At 39.4% G+C, this 18,558-nt stretch carries 21 protein-coding genes; 7 read left to right on the forward strand and 14 right to left on the reverse strand.

Going from position 1 to position 18,558, the window contains the following annotated elements; genetic code table 11:
* Positions 1–22: 22 nt before the first annotated feature.
* The 4 genes from FLA_RS02145 to FLA_RS02160 all read right to left on the reverse strand — a co-directional run bounded on the left by FLA_RS02145 (position 23) and on the right by FLA_RS02160 (position 3,768).
* A complete protein-coding gene (locus FLA_RS02145) occupies positions 23–2,479 on the reverse strand; it encodes a TraG family conjugative transposon ATPase (RefSeq protein WP_076381759.1) in 2,457 nt (818 codons plus the stop codon).
* On the reverse strand, positions 2,433–2,795 hold the full coding sequence (locus tag FLA_RS02150; RefSeq protein WP_076381760.1) for a DUF4133 domain-containing protein: 363 nt from the start codon (positions 2,793–2,795) through the stop codon (positions 2,433–2,435). Before FLA_RS02150 ends, FLA_RS02145 begins: the two co-directional genes overlap by 47 nt.
* 3 nt (positions 2,796–2,798) lie before the next feature.
* Entirely contained in the window at positions 2,799–3,059 is a 261-nt protein-coding gene (locus tag FLA_RS02155) for a DUF4134 domain-containing protein (RefSeq protein WP_231940377.1), read from the reverse strand.
* A 187-nt stretch (positions 3,060–3,246) separates the two neighbouring features.
* Complete coding sequence (locus FLA_RS02160) at positions 3,247–3,768, reverse strand: hypothetical protein (RefSeq protein ID WP_076381762.1); 522 nt, start codon at positions 3,766–3,768, stop codon at positions 3,247–3,249.
* Positions 3,769–3,952: 184 nt separating this feature from the next.
* On the opposite strand from FLA_RS02160, the gene FLA_RS02170 reads away from it, so the two are divergent.
* Positions 3,953–5,134, forward strand: a complete 1,182-nt coding sequence (locus FLA_RS02170; RefSeq protein ID WP_159445175.1) for a putative phage abortive infection protein — start codon at positions 3,953–3,955, stop codon at positions 5,132–5,134.
* A gap of 7 nt (positions 5,135–5,141) precedes the next feature.
* Here the strand turns inward: FLA_RS02170 and FLA_RS02175 are convergent, their stop codons facing one another.
* The 9 genes from FLA_RS02175 to FLA_RS02205 form a co-directional block, all read right to left on the reverse strand.
* A complete protein-coding gene (locus FLA_RS02175; protein ID WP_084206473.1) occupies positions 5,142–6,014 on the reverse strand; it encodes an RteC domain-containing protein in 873 nt (290 codons plus the stop codon).
* A 212-nt stretch (positions 6,015–6,226) separates the two neighbouring features.
* Positions 6,227–7,198: a hypothetical protein gene (locus FLA_RS02180; protein ID WP_144264147.1), complete on the reverse strand. Its 972-nt coding sequence runs from the start codon at positions 7,196–7,198 to the stop codon at positions 6,227–6,229.
* A 250-nt stretch (positions 7,199–7,448) separates the two neighbouring features.
* Positions 7,449–7,580: a hypothetical protein gene (locus FLA_RS31920; protein WP_262496025.1), complete on the reverse strand. Its 132-nt coding sequence runs from the start codon at positions 7,578–7,580 to the stop codon at positions 7,449–7,451.
* A gap of 216 nt (positions 7,581–7,796) precedes the next feature.
* Positions 7,797–8,714, reverse strand: coding sequence for a hypothetical protein (locus FLA_RS02185; protein ID WP_076381766.1), 918 nt, complete (start codon positions 8,712–8,714; stop codon positions 7,797–7,799).
* Between the two features lie 66 nt (positions 8,715–8,780).
* Complete coding sequence (locus tag FLA_RS31780) at positions 8,781–9,176, reverse strand: hypothetical protein (protein WP_231940378.1); 396 nt, start codon at positions 9,174–9,176, stop codon at positions 8,781–8,783.
* On the reverse strand, positions 9,110–10,789 hold the full coding sequence (locus FLA_RS02190) for a YWFCY domain-containing protein (RefSeq protein ID WP_231940379.1): 1,680 nt from the start codon (positions 10,787–10,789) through the stop codon (positions 9,110–9,112). Before FLA_RS02190 ends, FLA_RS31780 begins: the two co-directional genes overlap by 67 nt.
* 34 nt (positions 10,790–10,823) lie before the next feature.
* Positions 10,824–12,002, reverse strand: coding sequence for a relaxase/mobilization nuclease domain-containing protein (locus FLA_RS02195; RefSeq protein ID WP_076381767.1), 1,179 nt, complete (start codon positions 12,000–12,002; stop codon positions 10,824–10,826).
* Positions 11,987–12,388 carry a plasmid mobilization protein gene (locus FLA_RS02200; protein WP_076381768.1) on the reverse strand — a complete coding sequence of 134 codons (402 nt, stop codon included), beginning with the start codon at positions 12,386–12,388 and terminating at the stop codon, positions 11,987–11,989. The genes FLA_RS02195 and FLA_RS02200 overlap by 16 nt, the downstream gene beginning before the upstream one ends.
* A 151-nt stretch (positions 12,389–12,539) precedes the next feature.
* Entirely contained in the window at positions 12,540–12,794 is a 255-nt protein-coding gene (locus FLA_RS02205) for a hypothetical protein (protein ID WP_076381769.1), read from the reverse strand.
* Positions 12,795–13,226: 432 nt separating this feature from the next.
* Between FLA_RS02205 and FLA_RS02210 the strand changes: the two genes are divergently transcribed.
* The 6 genes from FLA_RS02210 (at position 13,227) to FLA_RS02235 (ending at position 16,679) form a co-directional block, all read left to right on the forward strand.
* Positions 13,227–13,691 (forward strand): hypothetical protein, encoded by a 465-nt coding sequence (locus FLA_RS02210; RefSeq protein WP_076381770.1) that lies wholly within the window; start codon positions 13,227–13,229, stop codon positions 13,689–13,691.
* A gap of 153 nt (positions 13,692–13,844) precedes the next feature.
* A complete protein-coding gene (locus tag FLA_RS02215) occupies positions 13,845–14,237 on the forward strand; it encodes a hypothetical protein (protein WP_076381771.1) in 393 nt (130 codons plus the stop codon).
* Positions 14,238–14,310: 73 nt separating this feature from the next.
* Entirely contained in the window at positions 14,311–14,760 is a 450-nt protein-coding gene (locus FLA_RS02220) for a hypothetical protein (RefSeq protein WP_076381772.1), read from the forward strand.
* A 350-nt stretch (positions 14,761–15,110) separates the two neighbouring features.
* Positions 15,111–15,644: an RNA polymerase sigma factor gene (locus FLA_RS02225; protein ID WP_076381773.1), complete on the forward strand. Its 534-nt coding sequence runs from the start codon at positions 15,111–15,113 to the stop codon at positions 15,642–15,644.
* An 11-nt stretch (positions 15,645–15,655) separates the two neighbouring features.
* Positions 15,656–16,156, forward strand: a complete 501-nt coding sequence (locus tag FLA_RS02230) for a hypothetical protein (RefSeq protein WP_144264148.1) — start codon at positions 15,656–15,658, stop codon at positions 16,154–16,156.
* Positions 16,134–16,679, forward strand: coding sequence for a hypothetical protein (locus tag FLA_RS02235; protein ID WP_096510673.1), 546 nt, complete (start codon positions 16,134–16,136; stop codon positions 16,677–16,679). Before FLA_RS02230 ends, FLA_RS02235 begins: the two co-directional genes overlap by 23 nt.
* 209 nt (positions 16,680–16,888) lie before the next feature.
* Here the strand turns inward: FLA_RS02235 and FLA_RS02240 are convergent, their stop codons facing one another.
* Positions 16,889–18,280 (reverse strand): tyrosine-type recombinase/integrase, encoded by a 1,392-nt coding sequence (locus FLA_RS02240; protein ID WP_076381776.1) that lies wholly within the window; start codon positions 18,278–18,280, stop codon positions 16,889–16,891.
* Positions 18,281–18,558 lie beyond the last annotated feature (278 nt).

Raw genomic sequence — 18,558 nt, forward strand, 5'->3', positions numbered from 1 at the left:
TTTATAGGTGAAAATTCCGGTGTTATGCTGCGGAGCGTAATTGCTGGGCTAACATGGCAATACCTTTCTGCATGGAGCCATACCGTGCAGCATATGCCTGCACCTGTACCTTTTCCTTTTCTTCCGTGCTATAGCACAGGTATTCTTCCAGGGATACTTCTGTTCTGTATACTTTGGAAAGGATACCTCCCAGTGATATAAAAACCTCTTTGTATTTCAGTTTCGGATCGTTGGCCTTATTCATCGAAAGGATAAGGGCTTTTTCTTTATCGGTTAATCCTAGTAGTGATTGTACCTGGTGGAATTTATTGACGTACTTGCTTTGATCCAGCAAGATTTTGCAGTCGCTGTTATTAATGATGGCATCTTTAATAATGTCTGAGCTGATAATGTCGGCAACCTCCTGGCTCACGACAATCGCTTCCCCAAAATGCTTACGTACAGTCTTAAAAAGATATTTTATATATTCTGCCATACCTGCCCGTGCGATGGCTTTCCAGGCTTCTTCTATGAGGATCACTTTGCGGATGCCTTTTAGTTTTCGCATCTTGGAAATAAATATTTCCATAATCGTGATCGTTGTAACTGTAAACAAAATCGGGTGATCCTTCAAAGCATCAATTTCAAATACAATGAAGGGCTGATCCAGCATTTGCAGGTTCTCTCGCGCATTCAGTAGATAGTCATACTCACCACCTTTGGCGTATGGTCGTAGCACATAAAGAAGGTTTGTTATGTCAAAGTCTTTTTCTTTGATACCATCCTGGCCTAACTGATGGTTGAATTCATTTTTCAGAAAATCATAGAAGGTGTCAAAGCATGGGAATATATCCGGGTGCTTGTCCAGTTTATCGTAATAGGATTGCAGTGCATTGGATAGGGCGATATATTCAGCCCTGGTGTACGACTGGTCTTCTTTTTTCCATAGTGCCAGTAGCAGGGTTTTAATGGATTCTTTTTTCTCCGTATCCAGCACGCCGCCATCAATAAAGAATGGGTTGAACTTAATAGGGTTTGTTTCTGAGTAGGTATAGTAATAGCCATTTACCAGCTCACAAAGCCCTTTATAGGAGTGTCCCACATCTACTATAACGATATGTGCCCCGCATTCATAGTAGCTGCGCATCATATGGTTGGTAAAAAAACTTTTACCAGAACCTGATGGGCCCAGGATAAACTTATTGCGATTGGTACAGATACCTTTGCGCATGGGTTCATCCGATATGTCTACATGCAGGGGATTTCCTGACAGCCGATCCCCGAAGCGTATGCCTATAGGGCTGATGGAGCTCTGGTAGTTCGTTTCTGTATTAAAAAAGCATGCGGCCTGTTCGGCAAATGTGTCGAACATTTCATTAGCGGGAAGTTCACCAGCGTTGCCCGGTATGGCACACCAATACAGGTGCGCAGCGTTTACGGATTCTTCTTTTGTCCTGGCATCCAACTGAGCCAATGCAGCAGATACCTGGTTGCGTATTTCCTTACCATCTTCTTTACGTTCACTCCAGGTAAGGATGTTAAAGTGGGCTTTTATTGGGAGCCTTTGCTGTGCAATCGCTTCATTCAGGAATTTATTAGTAGCATCACGGGTGATGGTGTTCTCACGGGAGTAGGTAGACAATGAATGCAGGCGAAGGGCTTTTGCTTCCATTTTCTTTATGGTTTCCTGTGCATCACTGATAATGATATACTGGTTATATATGTGGTTGCAGCTTAACAGCTGGCATATGGGGGCGGTAAAACCTACCGAAAAGCGTGTCTGTTCGGTAGAGTACTTTTCGTAGTTAATGCTTTGCCCACACAGCGAAGGCATGTCCTCCATATCTGCCAGGGTAAAAATCTGGCAGTTGAGGTTTCCTACTTTCAGCGTGGGTTTTAGCTCAATATCACGTATGATAGGCTGGCCGTCCAGTTGCAGGTAACAGTATTTTTCAATTAGGCCGGGGTTGTCACCACTGGCCAGCTGTTCGGTGGTGAGCCTTTCCATTTTGATAAAGCCACTGTCTTCCAGGATTTTTTGAAACTGGCCTGTTTTATCCAGGAATTGTTCAATATCCTTTTCGTTCATGGCCTGTTTAGGCACCAGGTTCTTTTTGAGTAGGGAGGAATTCATGGGGGATGCAGCCCTTTTTGTTTCTCCTTTTTTGGTGAGATATATATAGCTGGAATGGTCGAGATATGGGCGTTCGTTAAAGTGGCGTTCGCTGGCTCGTGAAAAGAAGGACTGCTCTTTGTCAAAATCCGGTGTATAATCTGTAGCCACAAACCAATCCTGTTTATGAAGCAGTGAGTGAGGTGGCAGTATACGGATTGCTTTCACGAACGTGTTATGTATAGATTCATAATCACTGGCAGACATGGTGAAGATTTCCGGCAAAGTGATTTTAAACGCTACCGTAATGTCTGCCTGGTGATTGATGATACAGTTGTTCTCAACTTTTAGTATGGGGAATATCTTTTCCAGTGGTGTTGATTTCATAGGTGGTATTTATCTGTTGGAAGATGTTGGCTGAGTTGGTGGTGATGTTGTCAGGGAGTATTTTATTCGCCATGTTTTTCATTAGTCCGTGTTGTCCGTATTTCTTACTGAGGTTTTGTATGTAGGCCATATAGGCGGCCCCGGATGGTAGCACTACTATTAATGTTACATATATGTTTACACCTATCACATAGAGTATAGCAAATATGAGAAGTATAGCTACCAGTCCGATGGCCAAAAAGCTTATATACTGTGCTTTGAAGCCTTTGAAAACAATAGGTCTGTTTACTCCTTTATTGACTTCTAATACAGACATGCCTTATTGTTCTACGCCAAAGAATGATGATAATACAGTGGCCACTACCACTAAGAAAATACATGCCCCGAACCATGCGGATGCAACCTTGGTGGTATCGCTATCACCGTTACTCCATTTCGAGTAGACTTTTGAAGCGCCTACCAGGCCAACAACTGCGCCTATGGAATAGAGTAGTATGGTGCCGGTCTTGAAATACTTGTTTAATAAATCGGTAGCGGCTTTAATGCCGGTGTCTCCGTCTGCTGTTCCTGCTTTTGCCATTGCTACGATAAGTAAAGCGGAAACGAAAAGTGTTAGAGGACGGACATAGCGGTAGCGTTTACGTATTTTGTGATACATAATAGGTGTTTTATAGGTTATTTGTAAATGATGACTGGAAGAGAAGGCCCGCCTGTGATGGGTGTTTATAGGAGACGGATCAGACGGGCCTTGTGGATGAGAGGGGTAGTTATAGCCATAGCTGGTTTACGGTAGCGTCTGATAGTTCAATATCGCAATCACGTTTAGCAGCAAGGATTACATAATTGTTTATAGCCTGGAAGTATTCTGTGTTTTTGAATATGGAATAGTTGGAAAGGATAGCATTCAATTTGCTGGTAAGCTCTTCGGGGTTTACCGGTAAAGAAGCCATGTGATTAATGGTGTCCTGAACTTCGTCTACCACTTCTTCCGCTTGTTTTAACAGAATGCTTTCTGCCATTGGAAGCCATTCTCCATCTTCCAAAGAGAACTCTTCTTCTTCTGGTGTTTCTTCTATTTCAATACGCCACTGTTGTGTGGCATGTGTCATGGTGCTAATGGGCGCAATGATTTCATGGCGTAGATTATTACTGGCAGTGGCTGTGGGTTCTTCAGTCCTGGTAATATGCCCGATGGCGAGTTTGAGTTTCTGCGCGATTAGTAGGGGGATGACTACGGCTATAATCAGGGCAGCTGATATAGCGGAGATGATAAAGATGGTGTTTTGCATACTGTTAGCATTTAGTGTGCGTGAATTGTTTCTATAGCAAAGATGCGTTGGTGGGAAAGGGGTGTTTCACAGTTTGCTCGCAGACTGGGATATAATTATTTATTATTTGATGGTTGAAATATTACGCAGTCTTATATTTGGTAAGTTTCAAATTAATTCAGAATCCTTTTACACTGCTGCTTGTATGAATAAGGAAGAGCAAAAGAAGACACTTGCACAACGGATTGTAAAGTTTATAGAAGATAATAAAACCTTGTCCGTTGTTTCGGTTATTGTTTTCATATGGATGCTTTGTACAATAGCCTTTCCGTTTATCATGAATCGTGTATTTCATGATAAGGACATTAGGACAAATGGCCCTGTTGGTGATTTTATAGGAGGAACGACCGCTCCCTGGATAAGTATGTTGTGTGCGTTTCTGACCTTTGTTGCTTTCTACGTACAGTATCGGGCGAACCAATTACAGAAACAGGAGCTTGCAAAGCAGCAGGCAGATTCTGATAAGGAGCGTGTAGAAGCCCGTTTTTTTGAGCTATTGAGATTACATAAGGAGAATGTTGCTGCTATGTCTACTTGGAGCCGTGGTGGCCGTGTGAATGGGAAAGCGTGTTTTCCTGAATTGTTAAAGGAATTCGCAAACATATATCGTGTGGTATTCCATTACTGGAACGAAGAAGGGAAAACGAAACTGCCAGGTCATCCTGCGAAGTTGGCTTTCTGGATATTATTTTTTGGTATTAGTGAAGAAGGACAGCTTTTTTACAGGAATCGTTATTTGGGGTATGAGAATAGGGGGAGAGTTAGGCAGATTATAAAGGCTTTTGAAGTATGGAGTGGTGGTAAGTCTGCCGAGGATTGGCATATTTATGAGAAAGAGTTAAACTTGGATATAAAAGTATATCGTAGATTTGAGGGGCATTCTTCTCAGTTGGGTACTTATCTCAGGCATTTGTTTCAAACTGCTCATTATATAACTACTTCCAAACATGATATATCTGTAGAAGATAGATATGAGCTTATGAAAATTCTACGGGCGCAGCTAAGTGTAGAAGAGCAGATGTTACTTTATTACAATGCCTATGCAATGTATGATAAGGAATGGTATCAGATATTTACAAAATATAGGCTTATTAAGAATATTCACCTGCCTAATATTATCCCTAATTTCCCCTCTCCTAAAACGGTTTATGCAGAAGATATGATTAAACTACATTTATCGACCGGGAGAAAATTGTTTGAACATCAGGGGAATATTATTATGGAAGAAATGGCCTGGAGAGTAAAGAATCCAGTTTTAGCGAAAAAGCTGGAGGATGATTATAGAGAAAGCATCAGGAAGAAAAATGTAAGTTTATTAAGGGTTTAGGGTGGGGTTATTTTCTATTCTTTTCTTCTATTTTCTCGATTCGATTTTCAAGCCTGTTTTTCAGCCTGTCGATAAATTTAGTATAGCCCATTTTACGTGCCAGTATGTCCTGGAACACGCGGGTTGTATTACCCAGGTTGATATAAAAGATAGTCTCCAGGTATTCTATGATCTGGTTTAACTGTGCTTTGCCTTCGTTGAAACAGCCGTCTGTCTGTAGGGCATAAGCCAGTTCTATGAGGTCTGTTTTGCTACCTGTCCATGTAAGCGGTTTTACGGATGGGAAAGTTGATTTGTCAAAGATGCTACCTATGGTGTAGCTTTCTTTAATATGAGTGAGGGATTGATATAGGTAATCTTTAATTACTTCATTCGCTAGTAATAAAGCAATACGTAAGGAGTAAATGGTACAGCATCTTTTATTGATGGCTGGAAAGAAGTTATCTACGGAGTGGTCGTTGATGCTTCTGGCTCGAACGAAATACAGGTGATCCAGGTGGGTATTACCTGATTTCAGATAGAAGGAAAGTTCAGCATGTTGTGTGCTATAGTCTTCAATTTTCTTCAGTTCTTTTTTGAAATAGCGCTCCAGTGTTTTTTTGATGCCAATAGGTTTGCGGGTTTCAATATGGTAAAATGAAACATACCGCATATAGGTGGCATACAAGGGAGGAAGAATGTTTTTAAAGAAATTGATTTCTTCCGCTTCATTATTAAATTCCTGGGTAAAGAGCAGCTGGTTTATTTGCTCTATTTTATCTGATGCTGTTTGCGCGATTTTCCCATAGCGTAATGTGAGCGTTTCCGGCTGTGACATTATTTCGTCAATTTCATCTTTGAGAGAGTGATGGAGATTCGTAGTAGTATTGGATAAGTGCATAGGTTCCACATTTTCAGGTGAGGAATGTTATTTGGTAAAATATGAACAATAACAATACCTTACATGTGGTACATGCAAAATAGTCGGTTGTTGCTGAGTTGGTTATATGGGTTGCAACAAGGTTATACCCGAAATTATTATGGGTTGTAGCGGGGTTGTAGTTGGGGTTGTAAAATTGGGGTAGTATACTTTATAAGTGATTGACTTTTATTTTATTCCACATTGTTCTTGTTTAGTTCTTTTAATGCAGTTGTAGCGTCAGCCTGTAGTTCTGCCAGCATATTTCTTACTGCCTGTATAGATGTATAGTTTGATGTGTACATGGCATTGTATAGATTGTATTCAGAAATCGGTTGATTTACCGGGTATTTACTGATGGTTTGCACTGATTCACATGTAAGTTTTGCTATTTGCTTCTTGTTAGTATTCATGATATATTTCCTGTCAGTAAGCAGTTTCAGATAAAATCCTAGTTCATCCACCTTTAAACTGGTAAGTATTTTGGAGCCTGGCAGTATAGCAGAAATCGCTTCCCATTCTTCCATTTCTTTTTGATAGATCGTGTGGTATTCTTTTAGCCATTCCAGGATGATTGATTTTGCATGCCTGTTGGTATGGTCGTAGATGAAATGGGGTTTACAGTTCAGTTCCTCGAAATGTCTGGTATAGTAGGTTATGGTATACAGTATAGTTTTGTGCTGTTCCATACTTTTCATATACTGGGTCATTACTTCCTGTATAGCTGTAATAACGGTGCTGCTGTTCAGGTTACAATAACAGGCGTAGCTAATCAGTTGCATAGTCATATCAGGTGCCTGGTTGGCGGGGTTCAACATTTCCGTTAGGCTGTCCATGAGTTCATACAAGGTAACAAGCTTTCCGGTAGCCATTTTCTGCCCGGTAATGGGCTCCAGGATAGCTTCAAATGGTTGTAGAATGGCTTTCGCTAATTTGGTATTTACTTTTTTGGTAGTGAATAATCTTTTTATCTCCGGCAGTTGTTTAAGCACAGATTTTTTAAATCTGTCCATTATAATTAATGGTATCCGTTGTGTAACATCAATATATGGCAGAAAGCATTCCTGTAATGCGTACTGTAGTTCTTCCAGGGTATTAGCCAGACGGGTGAGTGCTGGAATGTTTTCTGTAGGTGTAACAGCATTGGCTGGAAAGTTTATCTCCATGTAGTCTGCTAGTACGAACTGCAATCGGATAAGTGTGTACTGTGTTTGAAGTGTTTCATTTTGCAAGGTTTTGGAGTTATTAACTTGAATTGCGCTTTCCATCCATTCCTGTTTGATTTTTCCGAATTGTGCTGTGATTTCATCAATTTTCTGTTCAGGGAATGCGTTCGCTTGCGCATTGGTTGGATGGTTTTTTAGCAGGGTTTCTAAGACAAAAAGGTTATTACGCATGATACAGTAGTTACAAAATTCATAATTCCATATCATCGGGAGTTGGTATGCTGTATTTATAGAATGGCTTTTTTTTACGGGAGGTGCCGGGAGGGGATAAGCCTGCACAATAATTGGCAGCAATGGGTTGAATATGGTAATTCCTTTTCATAATTTAAGTAGTTCCTGAATATTACAATTTACAAAAATTACCTCTATTCTTTTAATATTTAACATTTTAAGAATAAAGACAGCTTCTTAACGTAAAAAGTTGCTTTTTATTACAAATGAGTAGAACTGTGTATTTACCCAGTTGTAGGTATGTGGGAAATTCATTAATGTATGATCTTGTAAATAAAACAAGCGGATGTTCTCCGCTAGTTTGTTGTTAGGCTCTTTGGGTGGTTCCTGCTGGTCTATTTTCATTTTTTATATCCTCCGCTTTGGCAAACTGCTGGCCAATGTTTGTTAGTGTAGCTTCTTTCACATTTATTCTTATTTCTTCTCCTTTTTTGTCGTAGTACGATATAGCGGCTTTCTTATTTAATACAAGCGAAATGTCTTCCTGTTCGCCGGTTACTTGGTTTGTAAATTTGGTTACAACTTTTTCCCCTTGTAATATTTTTCTCAACATATCTTCTTTGGATTCCTGGGAAAAATCAAGGGTAGGAATATCTGTGCTTATTTGCCTGGCAAGGTCTTTAAGTTGGAATGATCTTTTTACTACACGGTAATCCGTGTCTATTCCTTCTGTGGGGTTGGTGCCTGCGATTGGCTGATTGTTCTTAGGGTCGAATAAATCTTTGTGGGTAATTTCTTTCTGCTCTTTTTCGCCCTCGCTTTCTTTTTGTTTAGTTAATGGGCCTGGTTGATCATTGAGGTAGTATATATGGTCGAATTCTTTATCTCCAACTCTTGAGTGTTTATAAATAATCTTATCATTCATCATCTTGTGCATTTCGTCCATGTTAAATCCTTTTTGGTAGTATACGCCGAATCTGCCAGTTCTGCTTTCTTTTGTTTTCAGATTGGTAACCTTGAATCTTACGGGGCCATCTAAAAAATACATTTCATCTTTTTTCTTGAAATTTTTAAATTGAATAGCGACATTTTGTTTAATGAATATCGCTTTACCATTCTGGTTAACTTCACCAGTGGGAAAGTCCACATCTTTTTGTTTAGCTACATCGAAGAGTGGCTTGCCTAATTTCATGTTGGCCTGGAGGTCATCTTTGTAAACATCTTTCATTCCAAAGGTTACACCTAAAACATCATGGTTTAGGTATTCTAGGTTTTTTAAAATCATGGTATTATGTTTTAGATTATGGATAGTGATATTCGTTATACCGGAAGTACCAAACGGTAAAAGTTGTTAAGTACTTACTGCTGGATTGTTGCCATTGTTTTTATTGTTGTTATTATTCGGTGACTGTTTTTTTAGCTTTGCCAGTTCATACGCAATGAGGTTCTTTATATCTTGTTTTATCTGGTAGTAGTTTTCCATCACTTCAGCCTGGGTTACATTGCGTATAACTGGTATCTCTTCATATGCCGCTTCTTCTGCTTGTATTTTGTCGAAGTCGATAAGGAAGCGTGATGCGAAGGTTTTGTGTTCCATCGGTTGCTGTGGCGTATCTGCAACAGCCCCCACGAAATAGCCTGCTGATAAATTGGCAATTTTAGAAGCAGGTATAGCGGAATCTAATTGAGTTGAGTTGCTGATGGAAGTATCGTTCGCGTTGATTGAGATAGATTGCCTGTCCTGCACAATTTTCCCGATCCGTTCAGATAAAAGCTTGGCGCTGTCTCCCAATACCTGACCCGATATAATATAATATTGCCGCATGTGTTCACGATCACATCGGCTTGTTCCTTACCATAATCTCGTCTGAACTGCGATAAATCCTGGATCGCTAAAGTGGTGCAACAACCTCGCCCTCTGGCCACTGCGATGTGATTATCAAGACCGCCTATATATATTGTGGGTGCTTCATCTATGATGACCGAACTCTTCAATTTGCCTGGTTTGTTAATTTGTTTGAGTAGTCTTTCGGCGTACAAACTGAGCACTGCGCCATAGATAGCCTGGCGTTGCGGGTTACTTCCCATAACCACGACTTTGGGTGATTCCGGGTTATTTATGTCCAGGGTAAAGTCATTGCCACTTAGTACGTAATACAATTGAGGGGATGCCAGTCGGGAGAGCCCAATTTTGGCTGAAGCTATCTGTCCTTCTAATTGTTCAGCTGCCCCTGCTTTCCAGGCTGAGTAGAACGGATTCATTAATATCTGTATTTCTTCTTCCTGCTCCATCACTGCAAAGAGCTCAGGATAGGCTACGGATGAAAGTTCAATTGTGTGCGGAAGTGTACAGTAGATACCACCTTGATATTTTTTAAGAAACCAGAATAAGGCGGTAACAAAGTTTATTGGTGATTCGGTAAAAAAATCCCCTTGGCGTTGAATCCAGAGCCTGTTCAAAGCCAGCATAATTGTTCGGCTGCTCTCGGTGGCATCTGTTATGTCCGTCATCTGTTGCGGTGGGATAGCATTACACCTGTGTGTCCTGCTGAGATCGTCAAAGTTGATAACGCAGAAGTGTGGTGGTATTTTATATTTATGGATATTCTTTAAAAGATGGTTATAGGTGATTTTAGATAGATCAGGAAATTTGTAATCAAACACAAACATGGTGAAGGCTTTGGCCAGGTGTTGCTCTATGAATGCGCGAACGAGATATACCGATTTACCGCTTCCGGGCGTCCCGCACAAAAGCGTTGCCCTTTGGGGTTGAAGGATGTTGCATACCCCGGAACGGATTTTTCCTTTCAGGTTATACTCGGTTCTCATGTTTACTGAGAACTCATTTTCAATCCAGCGTTCTTCTTGGGGAAATGTTTCATTTAAGCTGTTGAAAGGGTCATTGTTCAACTTAATATGTATGACCCTGCTTATTTTATTACCTGCTGTTAGTACCAGTAAATACCCAGTTGCGGTAATAGATATATAGAGACTAGCCTGTGTTTGATCAGTAAGGGATAGTGAAAGAATGAATGTTGCTGAATAATAAAGGATCAATCCAGAAATGAGTAAAATGATTATTGGTTTGATGGTTTGTTTTTCATCTTTTTTTCCTTTGTTGCCTATGAGGGCTACAGTCAATAACAATAATGCGGATGATTTAATGAAACCAGGTGATAAGGGTTTCATGCCTGTAACCAGGTTGAATACAACATTGTCAACGATTGTTGCAGTAAGGTGCAGCTGCTGGAATGTGGTATAGCAGGTGCAATAGAAGTGGATGAATAAAAGTAGAATGCTGACCAGGCGGGTAAAGTCGATAATCTTACCCAGCGCCTGTGGATTTTCGCTGGTTTGCATAGGTGGCTTGTTAAGGTTAGCAAAGTGGTATTGTTTATCTGTTTAGCTTTTTCTTCTTTTTCTTTTTCTGGTTAGTGTCACCGGCCATACCTTCTGACTGCGGCTGACTGGTGAGTAGTAGCGCGAACTGATTAATCAGGAAGTCTTTGGTAGAATAAAGGGAGACAGGATATTCATAACTTCTGTTGGAAGATGCGATAGTGGGTTTAGATACAGGGGATCTTTGTTGCCCTGCATGAATAACCTGATCTGTTGTTAAACCCAATTCTGTAGAATGGTAAACCGTTTTTGACCGGTGATCAATAAAGGATATGTCTGTGATCTCTGCCTGTCTGTTGTATTCTATGTAACAGCCGATGTTCGCATTTTTCAGCTGTTGGTTCAATGCCTGGAGGGACTGGGTATGTTGCAGAATGTTTACAATTTTTTCCTGTACTTTTTTCTGGTAAGCATTCTTTGCAAAACTGTTAGGTTGGAATTTACGGGTGATGCGGGCAAGCGTTGGTTTACCCAGGAATTTGCTTGATTTGATGGGTTTCCCAGTTTTGCGGCCTTTATCGTCTACCCGGAAATATTGAAGCCCGCCATGTTTGTGCATGAAGCTTCCGGGTTTCCCCGGATCGGCAATGATACCGTGCTCCCGCAGGATGGCATTGAATTCTACCAGGCTGGTGAATTTGTAGTTGTCTATGGTGTTGCTGATAATGGTGTTCATGGAAGCATGGGCTTCCGTTTCCTGGCTGCGGCCATTTGCTTTTATCAAATGGTATTCTGTTTCCAGTGCCTGTCTGGCTGGATTACTAAGCCGTGAGCCGATATTGTGCAGGTTGATGGTGGTGCCATCCTGTTTTATAGGTGTAGTTACTATATGCAGGTGTGGATGGTGTGTATCGTTGTGTTGGTAAATAAGGTAGGGCTGTTCTGCGAAGCCAATACGATCTATGTATTTCCTGGCCAGTTCGTGCATGGAATCATGGCTTATTTTATCTTCCGGCAAAAAGCTGATAAAAATATGCAGGGCCTTTGTTCTGATTTTTTGGGTTTGGCTGATGTTGTGCTGAAAACGTTGTAGTTTCTGGCTAGTGTTTAAGTTTTCAATGTCACAGCCAAAACCGGATGCCATTATTAATTGAGCAACACCTTCGCTTACTTTCTTTTCGTTATAGTTCAGCGGGTCGTTCATACGTTTGGAGCTTGTTATTTTGATAACCATTTTAAAGTGAGTTTTTCGGTAAGCACATATAGGCGGTTTACCTGGTTATGGATGGCGGTGTACTGATGGAAGGCTGTTTTTGCATAAAACTCCTTTCTGGTTTTTTCCGGGTAGGTATTGAAAAGCCTGGTGATCTGATTAATATTGATACCTATGGATTTTAACTCAGTTCTGATTTTAACGAGTTCCTGCATGGTGTCATTAAATGTGTTGTCATGAGTGATAATCCTGATAGGCCGGTTATAAATAATATCCCGTAACAAACCGCTCATATCCTGGCGGGAGCCCTCGGCCCAATTCTGCAACTGTTCATATTTCTGGCGATTTACGCGGGTGAAAATTTTATAGGCTAATGCTTCCGTATCGTCCAATTTTGGCCTGGGCATATTGCTTTTAATTAGGTTTTTGCTGACAACTATACATCTTGCCCCGTTCGCACAAGAACGGGTATACCCTCTCCCCGGTGGTAAGAGATGGAAACAACAGGTGTTCCGCCCCGCAGTGATGGGGACGGAACAAAAGAACCTGTGAGATGGGCTACTGCGTGGGTGGTGGGGACGTTTTAGCCGGTTCGCCTGTTGCCGTGTTACTGGTGTTTGGCTTCATAGGTAGGTTCATCAGCTTGTTAGGCTGAATGGAACTTATAGCAACGGCTTGTAACACGTTATTGGAAAGCACTGCCGGGAACAATTTTTTGAGAATGGTTATTTCCTCTTTTTCCAGTGGCCGGCTGCTGCTTTTGGACGAATCGTATAAAGACCAGGATTCGGAAAATTTACAGATGTAATACATGGTATGGTGTTTATAGGTACTCCTTTTACTGATTTACAAATCGAAGGTATGTGTGCAGTTAGGTGGTGTTTCACAGTTTGCACGTAAACTGGTAGTAAAAAAATAAAATGGTTGCTGTGGCGCTGGGGGATGGTGTGTTTTAATTCTGCTTTCGGGTGGTTACCTGTTATTTACACAGGTATTATGTTTTTACTGGTTTACCCAAAAAAAACTTTAGGATTTTGGTAGAGATATTCTGTTGGCGTGCGTAATGAATATGTGCAAGAAATAGATTTTGTTATAGTACCGCAGATTTTATGGTTTTTCAAACAAAGGGGGCTGCCATGTCTATGGCCTGGCCTTTTCTATTTTAAGTTGTTAGTGAAAATTGCATAAGATGTATCGTTTTGGAATGGGTACGTATATTATCCTGAAATGAAATTATGAAGATATATGAATATAAAAAGCAATAGGAGTGTGCTTTGGCTGATGGTGTTTTTTTTAGGCATTGGATGCAAAAAAGAGCATGCAGCCATTACAATGCCAGCGGAGCCACAAATTCAGAAAGGCTATTTGTCTTCGGTGACATACAAGCGTTTGCTGAAAATGGGAGTTCGTTACGATTCAAACTATATTTCTCTTGATACTTTGGGGAGGTATGTTCGGGTGTTAGTGTGGCGGTCAATAATAGATTCCTTATCGTCAATAACGTATAGGGAGCAAAGTGTTGATCCTATTGCAAGGCGGGTATATCAGCTTGGTTTTCATGAATATAGGGAGATTGAGTCAGGTGTTATCATGCCTTTTTTTGATTTTAGTTGGAATGATATTAAGCTGGTCATTCGTGTTTATACAAATTCTATGGGGACAATATTTGACTTTGAATACTCTCCGCGTGATGCGTCGTTGTTCTTTTAAATATTTATATGATGCAATCGCTCTCTTTTTTTTTAAAAAAAAGTGTCGTTTTTACTTGAGATTCTTTTTTCTTGTATGTAGTAATATATGTGCTTGTTTGTAGAATTTCTGCAAAATGTGAGATTTGGGATATTTATTTAATTACCATAATTGATGGAAGAGTTAACTCATAATGAATATTTGTGTAAAAGGTATTATTGCTATGAATCCACTGCTGAGGAATTAAAGGAGTTTTTTGCTTTAATAGATACAGATGAACTCCAAAATGCTATGGTTACTTTTCTTGAAAAGAGGAGGTTAAGTGGCGAAATGGAATTGGATGTGCAAAACACTGATAGGATATTAAGAGCTACAAGGAAGGTGTTAGGGTTAAAGGGGAGGGTGCGGGAGTTTTTAGGTTTTTTTAGAAGGAAAGCGAAATGGATATGGTTTTGGGGTAAAGTGTATGCTCGTGACTTTATAGGAAAAAAAAGAATTAGGTTGATAGGAACTCGTTTTAAATATACTATAATAAAGAGATTTAAGAAGGTGTTTTTCATAGGTTAGCAAGGTCCTGTCTTTTCTAGGACGGGGACTTTTTATATTCCGTATTAAATGTTATTAACCCTAAAGGAAGACAATGGATATACGCACATGCAGAATAATTATTCTTGTTACGGCTTTTTTCTTTTGTATAGCATGTAAGAAGAAAAAAGATATAATTGTACCTCCTGTTGTTAATCCTGTTCAGCCACGTGGTTATATGGACAGTATTACCTATTGGACTTTTTTAAAGAATACATGGTATTTTAGGGATTCCTTGATGATGTATGATACTGTGGGAAAGGAACTTGTATTGTATTATGGAATAGTCAAGGAGAATGTGTTTGATAAAGAAGAGTATAAAGTCAGGTATGTAGATTCTATTGCCTGGAAAGTGTTTTACTATGGTTTTTATGATCCTGATAAGATGAAGCTAAATAGTTATTGGTATGATATAGTACTTGTAATTAGAATATGTGATAATAATACGATGGGTGTGATTTTTGAATATCCTTATAATACAAGAGACAAACTTTTTAAAATATAGTTTTTTCTCCACAAGCTGTACTTTTTGCCCTGCTGCTATAAAATACTTAATATGATGAAACTCGTAACAGTTGTGTGATTGCTGGTAACATTATATAAGTATTGATAGTGAAAACGCCGCGATCTTTTTAGTAGTGGCTTTATTTTATATTTCTAGTTTTTTATTTTATATTTGGCATACTACCTCTTACTTCCGTTCTTAATGCTTCCAGACAGGCTTGTTTTTTTTAATTGAACAAGTCATGTACTGTAGAGTTTTTCAAGTATTACATGAATTTACAGACGGTGGGTTATTAGAGCCCACTAAGATCATTAGTCTATCCAGTATTAATCTTTTAAACTGGATAGACTATGATTAACAGTGTAATGTCCCCGTCTGTATTCAAAGTTGGTGAAGATGTATTGTCCTTTCAGGAAGTGTACAATCAGTATAGCAAGGTGCTGTACGATTTTGTATATATGAAACTGAAAGATGATGGTGTTGCCCGTGGCATTGTCGATAGTGCATTGTTGAATGCTTCAAAGTTTGCTGCAACTAGTTCAGAGCATTTGAGGAAATATCTTTTTAAGGCCTGCCGTAATCATATAATCAATCATATACGTAAGGAGAAAAAGCACAGCAATCATGAGAATTGCTATAAGCTGACTGTTGTTGACAGAACCGAAAATGTAGAATCTGTTATTGAAAAGCGGGAGTTATGGAATGTTGTATCGTATGAGGTGAAGCAGCTGCCAGAGTGGATGCGTGAAATTATTTTCCTGTACTACGACTGCGGGCATACACTAAAGGAAATTGCCAATATTAAGCGGATTCCCGAACACAATGTATATCAAAGAAAGTATTTGGCGCTTCGCCAGTTGAAATCGCAGTTGTTGGGAAAGTAAAATAGGCGTTTGTGAGAATAGCAATATTACATACACGCATGCTGGGTTTTGGTAAACTTGTATTAGTTGTTAGTAAGACTGAGTGGCCAAAGATTAAAAGTATTCTAAAAGATTCTCTTGGAGTGACTTTTAAGGGCTATGCTTTTAAAGCGCCAATTTTTATGGTTTACACCATTTCCTTCACATTCTTTTTGCCCCATTTTGCAATGAAGGATTGGTTGTTATTTGTATGGCTACAGTCAACCTTTATGTTTGTTCTTTTATTTTTTAGCTATCTAATTAAGGGGTTTAAAAAGCCTGGTAAGAAAAGGGGGATAGTGCAAGTGGTGGTGGTGCATTTGATAGTTGTTTGTGTATTTTACCTAGCGCTGTCTTTTTTATATTGGGATTTTGTGCCGGGGCGGTGGAAGGGGGGAGATTCGCTTTTTTGGGGATGTAAGGATTTGTTTTTTATTATGGTGGTTGTTAGAGGGGTTATGATTTTAAATTTTGATTACGGGGAATATAAATAAAGATGTGATAAAGGAAAGGGATATACTGCTTCATAGATTGAGTAGCACATTTTATAAAAATAATCATCAGGAACATTGTGGATTTAGTATAGTGGCTGATGGATGGGAGGATTTGGCTTCTCAGCCAGGGTATGCTCAGGATGTGATCAATGAAAAGCTGATAAATGAGTGTGATTTTGTGATAGCTGTTTTTAAACATAAGTTAGGTTCTGCTACTAAAAATTCGGATGGTTCAGTAAGGGCTCCTTCTGGAACAGCAGAAGAATTGCTGCAATCGCTGGATATAAAAAAGCTGGATAAACCTATCGGTATGACATATTTTTTTCATGCCGCACCTGTAATTTCTCTGGATGCACCTGATAAACAGGCAAAGGAAGAGCAGTGGTTTAAACTGCAGGATTTTAAAAAGGAACTACAGAATAGGATAATGTATAAAAGTTATTCTGATCCACAGGACTTGCTGCGGCTGGTAGCATTAGACTTGGAAAAAAGCATAAAGGATTACATTATCCCCCGAACTTGATAAAATTTATCTGTCCGTCTGATTGCTAGGATAGTTGGAATGAACTGAATATGAATAGATTTTCCTTTTCAACGGTTCGTTACAGGCTGGTAATAAGTAAGAGGGTTGGTTTTATTTGTTAAAAAAATTAACAAATTGGCCTTATTATTCGCTTTAAAAAAGAAAAAAACACTCCCTTTAGTGAGACTTTAAGGGAGCGTTTTATGTTTTTAAGCAGCTGTTCGCTCGGAATTAGCTTTATTATTTTGCTTTTTGAATTTCTGTAGGATATTAGCTTGTTTTTTTACTTCATCAAATCCAATGGATGCCAGGTATTTTTCTGTCGTTGCTTCTTTTTGATGGCCTAATGATCCTTTAATGAATGATGTTGTTGATCCGGCAGCGCTCATGTCAGAAGCAAATTGAACTCTTGCCAGCTGCGGTGTAATTGTCAATGGTATTTCCAGTCTTTTGCCTATCTTCTTTGTCCAGTCTCTAATAAGGCGGGTGCGTTTAGTGACTGCTGTATCTATATCAGTTGCATCTAACCCAGGTGTTAAAACCGGGAATACATAGTTATCCGGGTCTTTGTCTTTGTTTCCCCACTTTTCAATAACTGCTTTCATATCATCGTTTAGATAGGCAACTATTTCAGTTGTAGTTTCTGTGGTATCTTCTGTTTTGGCCCGTACAAATTTGATAAACTCATCCGAAATGTCACCATATTTTAAAAAATACACGTCTCTTGGGTTCATCCCATTAGCAAAGTAGAAGAAAAACCAAAAGTCTCTGGCCATTGTTTCGTTTTCACAATCGGTGGCAGTATTAAAAAACAAATTCATTTCATCCTCGGTAAGCTTCTGTTTCTTCTTTGTATGTTCCCCAATTTTGTATTTCTTTTTACCAAAAGGGTAGGTCTTCTTGTTTTGTACCAGCAACCCAGCATCAAAGGCATCTAACAATACTGCCCGTAAATGTCGTAAGGTGGAACCAACAGCACTTTTGCGGACGTTGTTTTTGATTTTATGTCGTTCAAATTCTTTTACAAATTCGGTGGTGATCTCTGTTAGCTGGATGTTGCCTTTGAAATTGTAAATATTGGCAAAGCTGTAATTGTATTTAAGGGCTGAACCAATTTTGTTATCCAAAATTTTCTCTTTCACAAATTTTAGGTAAGAATGGCCTATTGTGCCCTTTAAATCAATTCCAGGGGTACGGAGGATCATAAACTTCTTTTCGTGTTTACTAAAATCATCCCCTTTCTTTTGTTGATTGTCCTTTCTGGTCTTTCTTTTTCTCTGATCGAAAAGGGGGTTATTAAGAATAAATGATCTTTCAAAGGCATCATGGCTAAACGGTTCAAGCTGTTCCGCTATATCCTCTGCTTCCAGCATAATTTTACGGATGGCCGTTTTTATTTTTTTCAGATTATCTGAAATGTGTGGTTTATCCAGCTTGTCGTAATCTTCCGCTGTTACATTATGCACGGTTGAGTATTCCCGTGGTTTACGGTTAAAAGTTACCCTTAGCTTAATAGGGCGAAGCTTTTCTTTCTGATCTACTTGCTGATCTTCTTTTTTTGTGGTGCCTTCTTCGTGAAAAAGTTTAAATGTTGCAGACATAACAACTCGATTAAAACCCCGAAAACTTGATTTCACCCTCCATAAATTCAAACAAAAATTCAAACAAAATTCAAACAAAGCCAGGTTAAAAGGTTAGCCAGAGGGGTTTTGTGAAGTTAGGGAAATGGTATAATCTGTTGAAAATTAAATAATTAGGTTAAAGTGGATTAAGGGGAGTTCAGCTGGATAAACCCTAAAAAGGTTATTGCTAGGGACTTAAAATCCTGTTCGCAGCAATGCGAGTAACGGTTCAAGTCCGTTCCGGGGCACAGATTTTT

It is taken from the genome of Filimonas lacunae (genome assembly GCF_002355595.1).
Classification (GTDB): Bacteria; Bacteroidota; Bacteroidia; order Chitinophagales; family Chitinophagaceae; genus Filimonas; species Filimonas lacunae.